General features: G+C 32.9%; 14 protein-coding genes. 5 read left to right on the forward strand and 9 right to left on the reverse strand.

Features of this window, described 5'->3' with window-relative positions; all coding sequences use genetic code 11:
- Positions 1-6: 6 nt before the first annotated feature.
- Positions 7-1,392: a TolC family protein gene (locus LUU93_RS08875; protein ID WP_232680461.1), complete on the reverse strand. Its 1,386-nt coding sequence runs from the start codon at positions 1,390-1,392 to the stop codon at positions 7-9.
- A 162-nt stretch (positions 1,393-1,554) separates the two neighbouring features.
- Between LUU93_RS08875 and LUU93_RS08880 the strand changes: the two genes are divergently transcribed.
- The 4 genes from LUU93_RS08880 (at position 1,555) to LUU93_RS08895 (ending at position 4,537) form a co-directional block, all read left to right on the forward strand.
- A complete protein-coding gene (locus LUU93_RS08880; RefSeq protein WP_232680463.1) occupies positions 1,555-2,592 on the forward strand; it encodes a sensor histidine kinase in 1,038 nt (345 codons plus the stop codon).
- Positions 2,592-3,290: a LytR/AlgR family response regulator transcription factor gene (locus tag LUU93_RS08885; protein ID WP_232680465.1), complete on the forward strand. Its 699-nt coding sequence runs from the start codon at positions 2,592-2,594 to the stop codon at positions 3,288-3,290. Before LUU93_RS08880 ends, LUU93_RS08885 begins: the two co-directional genes overlap by 1 nt.
- An 88-nt stretch (positions 3,291-3,378) precedes the next feature.
- Complete coding sequence (locus LUU93_RS08890; protein WP_232680467.1) at positions 3,379-3,837, forward strand: PepSY-like domain-containing protein; 459 nt, start codon at positions 3,379-3,381, stop codon at positions 3,835-3,837.
- A 175-nt stretch (positions 3,838-4,012) separates the two neighbouring features.
- The gene (locus tag LUU93_RS08895; RefSeq protein WP_232680469.1) at positions 4,013-4,537 is read left to right on the forward strand and encodes a hypothetical protein; all 525 of its coding nucleotides are present in this window, start codon (positions 4,013-4,015) and stop codon (positions 4,535-4,537) included.
- Positions 4,538-4,626: 89 nt separating this feature from the next.
- On the opposite strand, the gene LUU93_RS08900 is transcribed toward LUU93_RS08895, so the two are convergent.
- From LUU93_RS08900 to LUU93_RS08935, 8 genes are all read right to left on the reverse strand, one after another.
- Entirely contained in the window at positions 4,627-5,391 is a 765-nt protein-coding gene (locus tag LUU93_RS08900; protein WP_232680472.1) for an SDR family oxidoreductase, read from the reverse strand.
- Between the two features lie 286 nt (positions 5,392-5,677).
- Positions 5,678-6,400, reverse strand: coding sequence for an SDR family oxidoreductase (locus tag LUU93_RS08905; protein ID WP_232680474.1), 723 nt, complete (start codon positions 6,398-6,400; stop codon positions 5,678-5,680).
- 310 nt (positions 6,401-6,710) lie between these two features.
- A complete protein-coding gene (locus LUU93_RS08910) occupies positions 6,711-7,634 on the reverse strand; it encodes a helix-turn-helix domain-containing protein (RefSeq protein WP_232680476.1) in 924 nt (307 codons plus the stop codon).
- A 136-nt stretch (positions 7,635-7,770) separates the two neighbouring features.
- A complete protein-coding gene (locus tag LUU93_RS08915) occupies positions 7,771-8,334 on the reverse strand; it encodes a 2'-5' RNA ligase family protein (RefSeq protein ID WP_232680478.1) in 564 nt (187 codons plus the stop codon).
- Between the two features lie 136 nt (positions 8,335-8,470).
- Positions 8,471-8,992 (reverse strand): alginate export family protein, encoded by a 522-nt coding sequence (locus LUU93_RS08920; RefSeq protein WP_232680480.1) that lies wholly within the window; start codon positions 8,990-8,992, stop codon positions 8,471-8,473.
- Positions 8,993-9,087: 95 nt separating this feature from the next.
- On the reverse strand, positions 9,088-9,291 hold the full coding sequence (locus LUU93_RS08925; RefSeq protein WP_232680482.1) for a hypothetical protein: 204 nt from the start codon (positions 9,289-9,291) through the stop codon (positions 9,088-9,090).
- Positions 9,292-9,639: 348 nt separating this feature from the next.
- Entirely contained in the window at positions 9,640-9,954 is a 315-nt protein-coding gene (locus LUU93_RS08930; RefSeq protein WP_232680484.1) for a hypothetical protein, read from the reverse strand.
- A gap of 519 nt (positions 9,955-10,473) precedes the next feature.
- Entirely contained in the window at positions 10,474-11,415 is a 942-nt protein-coding gene (locus LUU93_RS08935) for an alpha/beta hydrolase (RefSeq protein WP_232680486.1), read from the reverse strand.
- 405 nt (positions 11,416-11,820) lie between these two features.
- Here LUU93_RS08935 and LUU93_RS08940 point away from each other — a divergent pair, with 405 nt between their 5' ends.
- The gene (locus LUU93_RS08940; RefSeq protein ID WP_232680488.1) at positions 11,821-13,380 is read left to right on the forward strand and encodes an MFS transporter; all 1,560 of its coding nucleotides are present in this window, start codon (positions 11,821-11,823) and stop codon (positions 13,378-13,380) included.
- Positions 13,381-13,383 lie beyond the last annotated feature (3 nt).

Raw genomic sequence — 13,383 nt, forward strand, 5'->3', positions numbered from 1 at the left:
TTATAATTAAAATTCATTTATAAATAAGTCAAAATTGCCCGTTGCAGCAACTTTCAGCAAAAACGACTGCCATACATTATTGTTCACAATATCACGATCGATTTCGGCACGGTTTAAAGTGTAAATCGTTTGGGTCAAATCGGTTAAATCAGTTAAACCATTTTTGTATAAAGTCGATTTTTGAATGTAAGCTCTTTTTGCCGCATCAACCTGAATAGGTGCTTCGGCATAATTATCAAGCGTAATTTTGATCTTATCTTCGGCAAAAGTCAGCTGCGATTTCAATTCTCTGTCTGCCTGATTATATTCTTCCTGTAAAGCTTGAGAAACAAATTTCTGGGCGCTTACTTGTTTGCTTGATCTAAAAGGTGTGGTTAAATTCCAAGTGATTCCAACTCCAACCAAATAATTGGTACGATCCGGATTTACGCCATCCCAGTAATTTCTGCTAAAAGCATGCTGGTCTGTGGCATAACTATTTTCAAATCCCGAAGCTCTGGTTTGTAAAACTCCAAAAGCACTCATTGTTGGGTAATAAAAACGTTTGTATAATTTAACCTGCTGATTGCTGTAATCGATTTTCGTTTTATAGAATTGCAATAAAGGATGCAGACTATCTGCAGCTGTATTTCCTTTAATTAATTCTTTCGGAATCTGAGTTACAAAAAGAGTATCGGTAACAAAATCCTGAGGCGCAACGCCCATTAAATCGACCAGTTTATTGTTTTGTTCTTTAACGAAATTCTTCGCAAGGTTTAAAGCAATTTTAGCTTTAGAAACTTCGGCTGTAGCCAATGTAGAATCTACGCCGGCCAATAATCCGTTTTTAACTCTCGCAACAGCTGTCTTTTTGAAAACCTCTGCACGATCCAGGTTTTTTTGCTGAGAAATCAACAATCTTTGACTCGCCAATAGATTTAAATAAGCAGCAGAAATTTTGATTTCCTGTTGGAATTTTTCCTGTTGTAAATCTTTTTCTTTGGCCTGAACATCAATTTTAGACAAATTGATTTTTTCCTGCGTTTTTCCAAAAGTGAAAAAATCCCAGTTCATGTTGACCAGATAAAGTGCGCCAAAAGCCGAATTCCAGTTTTGTTCCGGCAGCGGTAATCCTGATGAAGCAACTCCAAGACCTCCAAATCCATAAAGCGGTCCGTTTTGACCATTTACAGTTCCGTAATCCTGCTGTGCCGATAAATTTAGGTTAGGCAGGTAATCACGTCGAGATTGTTTTAGAGTCTCTTTTGATGCATTGGTGTAATTGTTTTTTGCCCTGATCGAACCGTAATTTTCAAGCCCAGTTTTTACTGCTTCTTTTAAAGAAAGGGTTTGAGAGTAACCGATTGATGCAAAAATCAAGAAAAATAATAAGGTAATTTTTTTGAAATACATAAACTCAAGTGTGAAATTATAGCACAAATTTATTTCTCTTGTACTGATAAAAGTCATGTTAAGTGATGTACTGCAATAGTAAATGACCAATTCAATTGGTCATTTTTTAGAAATGATAATTAAATATTTGTCCGTACTTTGTGAACTATTTAAGTTTAAAAAATGAGCATAAAATTTGATAATATTCTGGATAACAAATGGTGGCAGGAAATTGCCGTCGTCGCGTTTTCCTTTACCATATATACTTTAAAAAACGACTGGATGTTATTTAGTTCTATAACATCTGTTTTAATGGGTATTTTCTTTTATTGCATTTTGTACATGCACGCACAATTCAATCGTTTCTTTCTTTTCCCAATATTATTTAAAACCCGTCGTCCTTTTACTTACCTGGTATTAACGCTTTTTGGAGTTCTTGTTTTCTCGATTGTTTTATATGAGATTACAATGCTGGATATGTTTAGCAGCTGTCATTTGTATCAAAACTCCCATCAAAGAAGTTATTTGTACCAATTAGCCAGCGTTTTGGGAACTTTGGTTTGTATTTTAAGCCCGATTATTGTTTTTAAATTCTACAGAATACACAGAAAACGTACCGAAGAAGCTTTGTTATTTAACCAAATGCAGTTGAATTCGTTAAAAGGACAATTGAACCCGCATTTCTTATTTAACACTTTTAATACGCTTTACGGAATTAGTCTGGAATTTCCGGACAGAACACCGGACTTAATTATGAAGGTTTCGCAGTTAATGCGTTATCAATTAGAAAGTAACAGCAAACAATGCGTATCTTTAGAAGACGAATTAGAGTTTATAAACAGTTATGTACAGCTGGAAAAAGAGCGTGTTGGGTATCGCTGTGATATTACTTTGGATTCTAAAGTTGACAATGAAAATGCATATAAAATTTCGCCGATGCTTTTAATTGCTTTTATTGAAAATGCTTTTAAACACGGAACCTGCGCAATTGAAAAATGCTTCGTCCAGATTTTTATTACGGTAGAAGACGGACAGCTGCATCTTCATGTAGTGAATTCAATTCCAACAAAGCAAACCGATGTTGTTTCGACTAAAATTGGTTTAAAAAATACGATTGAAAGACTGAATTTGATTTTCGGGAAAAACTATACACTCGACATTCAGGAGAACAAAAACACTTATATTGTTGATTTAAAACTGCAGTTGAAAAGATTTGCATAATGAGAGATCCTAAAAAATGCATTATTGTTGATGATGAGCCGGCAGCGCATTATGTTTTAGCTAATTATATAAAACAAAATCCGCAGTTAGAATTGGTTTTTCAGGGATATAATGGCATTGAAGCAATGGATTATCTCAGGGAAAATAAAGTCGATTTGATGTTTTTGGATATTAATATGCCTGAGATTTCAGGAATGGAATTATTAAAGATTATTCCCAATCATCCTAAAACAATTTTAACGACAGCTTATTCTGAATTTGCACTCGAAAGTTACGATTACGGCGTAATTGATTATTTACTGAAACCTATTTATTTCCCCAGATTTTTAAAAGCTGTTGACCGTTTTTTCTCTACAGAAAATGTAAAAACAAAAGAAGAAGAAATAGTGGTAAACAAAGTAAGTGTTAAAGTCGACGGTTATTTTATTGATATTGAATTAGACCAGCTTTTGTATGCACAGAGTTTTGGAAACTATGTGAAACTGCATACTGCAAAACGAATTTATCTGGCTTCAATTACAACAACTGAGCTCGAAAAATGCCTGCCGGAAAAGAATTTTATCCGAATTCATAAATCTTTTATTGTATCGCTGGACAAAATTGAAGCAACAGAAAAAGATTTTGTAATGATTAAAAATGAAAAACTGCCTGTTGGAATAACCTACAAAAGGGAATTGACGGACAGATTAAAAAAGTAGCATTTTTTTTATTAAAAAATATTTGGATTTCATTTTAAAAGTAATAATTTTAATACGTTATTTAGGTTTTAATTTAATAGTCAAGATCATGAAAAAAGTATTATTACTGCTGGTTTTATTTTACTGCAGTTATTTAAGTGCTCAAAATGAAGTAGTAACACCACCGGAAAAAGTACGATTTACTTTTGAAAAAGAATACCCCAATAAAGCTGCTGTCTGGTCTATAGATTATGTTGGCGATGACAATGACGAAATTAGGTACGAAGCAAAATTTAATACAGACAAGAATACCAAAGCTCTTGCGGTTTATGATAATTTAGGGATTTTAAAAGCATATGAATTGCAAATTCCGCTAAGTCAATTACCTCAAAAAGCACAGAGTTATTTAAAGAAAAATTACGCACCAAAAGCGATTAAGGAAATCGCTGTGATAGTAAATGATAAAAATAAAACCACTTATGAAGTGGGTATTGAAAAAGACTCCAGATTTTATGATGTTGTTTTCGATCAAAATGGAGGTTTTGATGTAATCATCGAAAAAAATTAAAAAGTACACTTACTAATTCAATTATATTTAAAACGGCAAACCCGACAAGTTTAAAGCTTGTTGGGTTTTGTTTTTTCTATTAGAAAATATTCTAATAATTTAATTTTTTAGTTAATTATAAATGTAGTAATTTTACTACTTTATTTACATTATGTTTAATTTTATAAATATTACTATGAAAAAACTTTTATTATTTAAAACCTTACTATGCTTTAATTTTTTAATAGGGCAGCAAAGTATCCTGCTTCCTTCAGAAAATATAGTAAAGGCATTTGAAAAACAATATCCACAGAAAAAACCAATTTGGTCTATGGAATATGGCAAGAATGAAAATGATATTTATTTTGCAGCAAAATTTACAACCACAGGCAAAACACAGGCATATGCAGTTTATGATAGTGATGCAAATTTTAAAGCTTACAAAGAACAGATCTCAAGCGCTAAATTACCACAAGCAGTACTGGCTTATCTGGATGCTAATTACCCTGCTAAATCAACCGCAAAATCAAGTTCAAAATCAAAAAGTAAGTCAAAAACTAAAACTAAAGCAGCACCCGCTGCACCTGTAAGAGAAGCTTATTCTGTTGTTGATGCTAAAAACAAAACAACTTATGAGGTGAAAGCTGTAAAAGATGGAAAAAATTATAATCTCATTTTTGATACAGATGGGAACTTAATTAAAACAATTCAAATAGGCTAAAAAAATACTCGTTTACAACAGCAAACCCGACAGGTTTTTATCCCGAGGTTTCGGGGACTGTCGGGTTTAATTCTTAACGTAAATAAGATTTACAAATTCATTCCGCCAGAAGCTTCAATACGCTGCGCATTTACCCAGCGTGCATCTTCTGTGCATAAAAAGGCAACAACACCGCCAATATCGTCTGGTAAACCAACTCTTCCTAAAGCTGTAATTGAGGCTAAGTTTTTGTTTAATTGTTCGTTATCACGAACAACGCCTCCGCCAAAATCAGTTTCAATCGCACCCGGAGCAACAACATTTGCCCTGATTTTTCTTTCGCCTAATTCTTTTGCCTGATATTTTGTTAACGTCTCGATTGCACCTTTCATAGAAGCATAAGCGGCATAACCTGGAAATGAAAATCTGGCTAAACCAGTTGAAATATTTACAATTCCGCCGCCGTCGTTCATTACGTTCAAAGCTTTTTGAGTTAAGAAAAACGGGCCTTTAAATTGAATATTAGTCAATTGGTCAAACTCTGCTTCAGTAGTTCCTGCGAATGAATTATGAATTCCAATTCCGGCATTGTTTACTAAAAAATCAAATTTATCAGTATTGAAAATGCTTTTTAAAGTCGAAGAAATACTTTCAAAAAAGCTATCAAAAGTATGAGAATCTCCTACATTCAATTGAAGTGATGCCGCTTTTTGACCTAAACTTTCAATTTCTTTTACAACTGCGTCTGCTTCTTCTTTTTTGCTGTTATAAGTAATGATAACGTCAAGTCCTTTTTTTGCAATTGCAATTGCCATATTTTTCCCTAAACCTCTGCTTCCTCCTGTAACCAGAGCTATTTTTGTATTTACTGCCATATTTATTTAATTGTAAATTGTTAATTATTAATTGTGAATTGTTTTTTTCTGTCAGTCTGAGCGAAGTCGAAGATCCCGCACAGTATGATTTTTTTTAAACACATAGAAACATAGGTTTTATTTTGATTTGAAAAGATTATAAAAAGAAACTAGTTTCTAACTCATAGCGATGTGTTTAGTTGTCTTTATAATTTCTTGTTGCTATTTCTCTGTTTGTTTAGATAAAATGAAATGCCTTTTATGCGTTTACAATAACTATGTTTCTATGTGTTTAAATAAAAATTAATTAAGAGTGCATTGCATTAAAATGATTTCTCAAATCTTCTGCGCTTGCGTTTAATCTCGTTTCGCTGGTTCCAAAAGTAAGTTCCGGTTTTCCATCTTTTAATTGTTCAAAAATAGATTCGATAAAACTGCTTACGCTTGGATGTGCATCGTGTAAACCAACTCCGCCAAGGTCTGTATTCAATGCAGGTGGAATAATTTCGATTACTTCGATATTTTTAGCTTTTAATAAATGACGAAGAGAAAGCGTAAACGATCTAAAAAATGCTTTTGTAGCCGAATAAACCGGAACTTTTGCAAAAGGCGAAAATGCCAGTCCAGAAGTTACATTCATTACTGTTGTTAAAGATTTCAATTCAATAAATAGGGAAGTTAAATGCAGCGGCGCTTCAATATTAGTGTTGATTTCTGCCTTCATGCTTTTGTAGAAATCAGCATCTGTAACAGAAACCCATTTTTGAATTCCCGCGTTGTTAATTAATACGTTTAAATCAGGATGATTTTCTGTAATCCATTTATAAAGTGCGATTCTCTCTTCTTCTAAAGATAAGTCACATACTTTTGTGATTACGGAAGGAAATTTTGCTTTTGCTTCATTTAAAACAGATTCTCTTCTGCCGCAGATAATTACAGTATTATTTTCCTGAATAAATCTTTCAGTAAGTCCAAGTCCAATTCCGCTTGCACCGCCTGTTATTAAAATTTTGTTGTTTGATAAATTCATCTTTTCGATCTTTTAAATTGATAAGACAAAGGTAGGAGTGAAGTAGTGTTGGGGAATTGTAAATATCAAACCGATGTTTGCGAAATTCAAATCAGATGTAAATGAAATTCCAATTTTTTAAAATTCCAAATTCCAATTCTGATTATTACTCGCTTAAATAAAAATTCTCATTTTATGTCATCCTGAGCGAAGTCGAAGGACACGCAAAGTAGGACGTACTGTATGGACTCAGCATGAGATCCTTCGACTTCGCTCAGGAGGACAAGCTTTGCGACAATCTAAAATCTAAACTCTGCAATCTAAAATAATTCTACAATCTAAAAGCCAGCGGCGTTAAAGTAGTTTGTTTTTTAAAAAAGTTAGAAAAATGTGCTAATTCCTCAAAACCAAGAGAATAAGCGATTTCAGAAATATTCCAATCCGTTTGTTTTAAAAGGATTTTTGCTTCGTTTGTTAATCTTGTGCTGATTAATTCTGTTGTGGTTTTTCCGGTATTTTCCTTTAATACCTTATTTAAATGATTGACGTGAACAGATAATCTCGCAGCAAAATCCTTTGCGGTTCTTAATTCTAATCGCTGATGCGGAGATTCTATTGGGAATTGTCTTTCTAATAATTCTGCAAATAAAGAGGAAACTCTCGCAGCAGAATTATGTTTAGAATATAGAGCAGTTATAGGCTGTAATTTTTGCCCGAAGTGAATTAGTTCAGCCACATAATTTCTGATTAAATCATATTTATAGATATAATCGGAATTAATTTCTTTTTGTATTTTATTGAAAATCAATGTAACTTCTTCGACTTCTTCATCTGATAATTGAAAAATAGGATAACCGTCTGAGGCAAAAATAGGAAGTTCGTCTAAGTCGATTCCGCTTTTGGCTTTTGATAAAAATTCACTTGTAAAAACGCAAAACTGTCCAGATTGGCTGGTGTCTTGCGGAACGTAATTGTATGGGATTTTTGGTGTAGCAAATAACAATCCTTGTTTTTCTATTTCGATTATTTTATCAGCATATTCGGCTCTGTTATGACCTCTTATTAAACTTATTTTGTAATAAGCTCTTCTGTCATAAGGCATAACTGATTTTCCCTGAAGTCGTTCCAGAAGTTCTTTTATATCAAAAACATTAAAATGACCAATCTCTTTTTGAATGTCATTTGGCAGTAGTGAATTAGGTTCAATCGTTGAGCCTTCGGTAATATCCTGGTAAAATGAATCTAGGGATTTCATATGTGCGAATTGTAAAATTCAAATATACGAAAAAATAAGCTTCGTGAGTTTAACCGCAAAGAGCGTAAAGATTTACGCAAAGCACGCTATTTTATTTCTTTGCGAACCTTGCGAAAAAACCTTGCGAACTTTGCGGTTAAAATAAAGTCCCCTGAACAAACTCTGGCTCAGGATTACTTCCAAATAAAAAAGTATCAATTACAAAAAACTGTTTTTTAACAGGATCAAGTTCTCGAAGTACAATTTCCTTGCATGAAAAATCAATATCGATTGTAGTGAAAAGCTGTGATGCTATTTTAAGATTTTCAGGCGTTAATTTCCTTCCAATCGACATATGCGGATCGTCACTCTTTTTAAGTTTTAAAGGTTTTAAAGATTCCTGAATCTTTTTCATAATGGGTTTCAGGTTATTTTTTGATTCTTCATTTGGAGCTATATAAAATGCTCCGGCATTGTCATACGAACCAAAATGATCTAAATGAACTTGGAAAGGAGTAAAAGTATCGCAAACTTTAAAAAGCTTTTGTTTGTATTTATCAATTTCAGATTCGGTAATTGTGAATTCGCAAATTGTAATATGCCCAACAGAATTACTGCTGTTGTACCAATCAATTTTGCTTTTTAAATAATTCTTCATCGTTTTGATAGAATCAATGACATCTTGTGAAGGATAAATGGCAGCAGAATACTTTTTCTCCATGATATTTGGATTTTGAGTTACACAAATTTAGAGTTTAAATTGTGCTGTCAAAGCGGTTATAAAAATAATCTTTTCCAGATCCGGTTTCTTTTAAAAATGCATCTGCATCAAACCAGGATCCTTCAACAGAAACGGTTTAAAAAGGATTTACATTGTAATCAAAATTTGCAATTAATTGAGTTCCTATAAAACGTTCGGTTGTGTTGTCCCCAGAATATGAAAGCTGCATGTTGGGGGCATATAAACTGCCGTGAATAGAACTTCTCCGGAAAACATCATAATCAATTTGGAAGCCTAATTTTTCGGTTAAATCTAAAGCAATTGACAGGTGAATGTCAATTAAGTTTGATGGGCCAATTAAGCCGGCTAAACCGAAATAAGCGCCTTTTTGATACAACGGATTAAAAGCCTGTAATTTATTGCCATTACTGTTTTTATCTCCGGAAATGAATTCGGTTTTTAAACCAATTCCTGGATTGAATTTTACATTTTCAAAAGTATACGATGTGTTAGATGAAAGTGTCCACGCGGAAATATTTTGAGTATTGATTTTTCCGAATTGGTACAATCCTTCAAAATCATATTTCCAGTTTCCTTTTGTTTTCCAAATTCTTGTTCCTAGTAGAATGTCTGGTTTCTTCGCCAATAGCGTTATCAAAAACGGCGTGATTTTTCATAAACCTAAATAATACAAATCGATATTTTGAATAAATAAAGTTAACTGCTGATTTTTAGTTTGAATAAAATCAACATCTAATATGCCTGATGAAAATTGAGTTCGTTTTCATCAACCGGACTCGGATCAATTTTACTATTTGCTAAACTGCTTTGGAATTCAATAAAAGTTCTGAATCTTTCTAAATGAATATTGGCATTTAGTAAGTATCTTGACGATAAATAGCTGTCGCCGCCAGAGGTTTCATCGCAGCTTTTGGGAAACTGTTTTTTGTTGTGCATTTGCAGAAAAAATGATCAATAATCGGGATGTATTTTTCATATTAGTTTTTTTGGTAACCTCCAAAGTAATTTACAGGACTCCAATCTGGAATTGCTTTTGGTGCTTTTTGGGCAAAGGTTCTAAATTCATTATCAGCGAAATAAAAATGACACACTGATTTTACTGATTTGCTTTGCAAAGACGCAGATTTACACAGATTTTTATTTATGCTGATTAATAAGTTTTAAATCCGTTTTTATCCGCGTTTTCGTGATAGAGAATCCGTTTCATCTGCGTTCAACTAGATTTTCGGACTTGGTTTTTGAGAAAATCCAATAATGAATTTTAAAATAGAAAAATACTGGTACCTAAATTTTTCCTTTTAGATGTAATCGGTGGAGAATTTCTGATTTTAATAATCCGCTTCCTCCGCCAAAATGTTCAATTACTTCAACTTCCGGCTGCTGTTTTAAGCAAAATGAAGTAAATTCTTTTTCGATATGGTCTTCGATTCCGGAACTCAAAAGAACAACATCGATTTTGTTATTTTGAAAATATTCCTGAGCTTCTTTTTCATTGTTGAAAGAAACTGCATTCCAATCTTCATATGCGTTTACAAGGCGAAGTAAAATGGCCAGAATCGCTTCATTTTTTCCGAGTAATAAGAATTCAAGAGTTTTCATTTTTTTTATTTTTAAAGTTTCTAAGATACTGAGGTTCTAAGATTGTAAGTTTTCTTTTCTATTTGTTTCAGTTTTTGACAGAACTTGTAATCTACTATGCAAATTTATTTCTTTCATTACGGTTTCAACTTAATCTAGAACAAGAAAGGTTCTAAGATTTAAAAAAAACTTAGAACCTCAGAATCTTAGAACCTTAGCAGATTTTAAAAAAAATATACGGGAAACCCGTAATGGGGGCTCAAAAGGCTGTATTAGATTTGTCCTGTTGAGATTCTGAGATAATGATTTACGTACTGCTTTTTAAATTATTCCTGTTAAAAGATCTTAATGGTTAAACTGTTTTTGGAGAAAACAATTTTTTTAATTTTTTAAAAATTTGACATATTCACTTTATCATGGGTAACTTGTAGAAATTTGCAAATAATACAACAAATGTCTAAATTTTTTATAGGTTTTTAGATTAGGGTACTACTTAGCCCCTATCTAAAAGCCTTTTTTTTGCTTAATATTTTTTTGATTTTAGTTATAGCCGTTTGCTCTTAGCCATTCTTCGCAGTCTCTTGTCCAATATTTGCTGGTATCGTTTACGCCTAAACCAAAACCATGGCCTCCTTTTTCATATAAATGTAACTCCGCGGTAACACCATTTTTTTTAAGCGCTAAATAATAATCAATACTGTTTTCCGGTAAAACGACCGTATCATCTGTGGCGTGGATTAAAAAAGCGGGAGGTGTTTTTGCAGTAACTTTCTTTTCGTTTGAAAATGAATCTATTAAATCTTGTGAAGCATTATTTCCCAGTAAATTAATCTGTGATCCTTTGTGCGTAATATCATTTTGCATTGAAATTACAGGATAAATCAAAAGAGAAAAATCTGGTCGCGCACTTACTTTGTAGACAGATTCATAGATTTTATCATCATAATGAGTAGACAGGGCAGCAGCTAAATGTCCGCCGGCAGAAAAGCCTAAAATTCCAATTTTGTTTGGATCAATGTTCCATTTTGCTGCATTTTGTCTTACGCAGCGAACCGCTTCCTGTGCGTCTTGCAATGGGCCAACGTTTTTGTTTTTCATTATTAAATCACTTGGAAGCCGGTATTTCAATACAAAAGCCGGAATACCTAAACTATTAAACCATTGCGCCACTTTTGTACCTTCTTTATCAATCGCTAAATGCTGGTATCCGCCGCCGGGAAGAATAATTACTGCAGTCTGATTTGGTTTTGTTACATTAGGGAAAAACGCTGTTAAAGTAGGAATTGTAACTAAACTGGTACTTTGTACTTTTCTCTCATTAGTGATTTCTTTCTCTTTATAATCTGCTGCTTTAATTTCATCAGGAATTTTATTCCAAAGCGGAATTACCTGATTCTGCGCATTGATATTGAACTGTATAGCTGTAAAAAACATGAAAGCTAATACAGTTTGTTGAAAATATTGATTTTTTGATTTTTTCAATGTTAAATTTAATTAGTTGTTTTACAATTGTTTACTCGTTTGTTCCGGCTGGTTTACAAATTTCGATTTGAATAAATGAAAGATAAATAATAACAATTTGAATGGGATAAAATCCTGGGACAATTTTACTCCTAAATAAGGATAAATTTCGCCTGTTAGCTTTTAACAAATATATTGTTTAATGTTTAATTTTGAGTTCTTTTTTTTGTGCAATGTCTTAAATTTGACACATAAAATAATTTTATATATAATTTATTTGGAATATAAAGATTAAAAACTATATTTGTGCAATCGATTACATTACTGCAGTTCTATAATTTTAATCTGTTGATTCTAATGTGTTTAAATTATGCATTTTGTGTATAGATTTTAAAATTAAAATATCTAACTATAATAACCATAAACATGAGTCAAACCGATGCTGTTACAGTAAATCAAAGTATTAAATCTGCTGGAAGATATCGCTGGAGTATATGTGCACTGTTGTTTTTTGCAACTACAATTAATTATCTCGACAGACAAGTTCTTTCGTTAACCTGGAGTGATTTTATTGCGCCGGAGTTTCATTGGACAAACAATGATTACGGAAATATAACAGCACTATTTTCTATTTTTTATGCCGTTTCTTTATTGTTCGCAGGACGATTTGTAGATTGGTTAGATACTAAAAAAGGATTTCTATGGGCAATTGGTATTTGGTCTGTAGGAGCTTGTTTACATGCTTTTTGCGGAATTGCAACTTCTGGAATTATAACAGGTAACTGGTTAGTTGGTTTTGAAGGATCAAAAGAAATAATAAGTACTCTAAGCGATACCGGAAAAGTTATTAATGTAAGTGTTACATTGTTTATTTTCGCCCGCTTTATTTTAGCAGTTGGTGAGGCTGGAAATTTTCCTGCTGCAATTAAAACCACTGCCGAATATTTTCCTAAAAAAGACCGTGCCTTTTCTACCAGTATCTTTAATGCTGGTGCAACTGTTGGTGCATTGGCGGCTCCAATTTCAATTCCTTTTATTGCAAAATCATTTGGATGGGAAATGGCGTTTATTATCATTGGGGCATTAGGCTTTATCTGGATGGGATTCTGGATTTTTATGTACGATAAACCAGAAAGACATAAAAGAGTAAGTGCAGAAGAATTGGCTTATATCCAGCAGGATGATATAGCAGACAGTAAAATAGAAGGTTATGTTCCTGAAACAACTTCAAAAGTATCTTTTGCAGACTGTTTTAAATACAAACAAACCTGGGCTTTTGCATTTGGTAAATTCATGACAGATGGTGTTTGGTGGTTCTTTTTATTTTGGACTCCGGCCTATTTAAGTTCTGTTTATAAAATGGATTCAACAGAGGCAGCTTTACCATTATTTGTACTTTATTTGATTACTTTATTATCAATTATTGGCGGATGGCTTCCAACTTATTTTGTTGAAAAGAAAGGGATGAACCCTTACGAAGGAAGAATGAGAGCTATGCTGATATTTGCTTTCTTTCCGTTATTAGCTTTAATCGCACAGCCTTTAGGATATATCAGTTATTGGGTTCCTATCATTATTATCGGAATCGCAGGAGCGGCGCATCAATCATGGTCGGCTAATATTTTTACAACTGTTGGTGATATGTTTCCTAAAAAAGCTATTGCAACAATTACAGGAATTGGAGGTTTAGCAGGAGGTCTTGGGTCAACTTTGATTAATAAAGGTTCAGGAGTATTATTTGATTATGCCCATAAAGCATTTACAACTGTAAACGGGCAGCCGTTTTTAGAGAAATTCCCGCAATTTGTTACACAGCCTATACCGGAAACTTTTTTTAAAGAGTTAGAGAAAAACGGTGCAGTAATTTATGATGGAATCAATACAGGATATATGATTATTTTCTCAATCTGTGCCGTGTGTTATTTAATTGGCTGGACTGTAATGAAAACTTTAGTTCCAAAATACAGCCCAATTACTAATCTATAGTTT

This window comes from Flavobacterium soyae (genome assembly GCF_021245985.1).
Taxonomy (GTDB): domain Bacteria; phylum Bacteroidota; class Bacteroidia; order Flavobacteriales; family Flavobacteriaceae; genus Flavobacterium; species Flavobacterium soyae.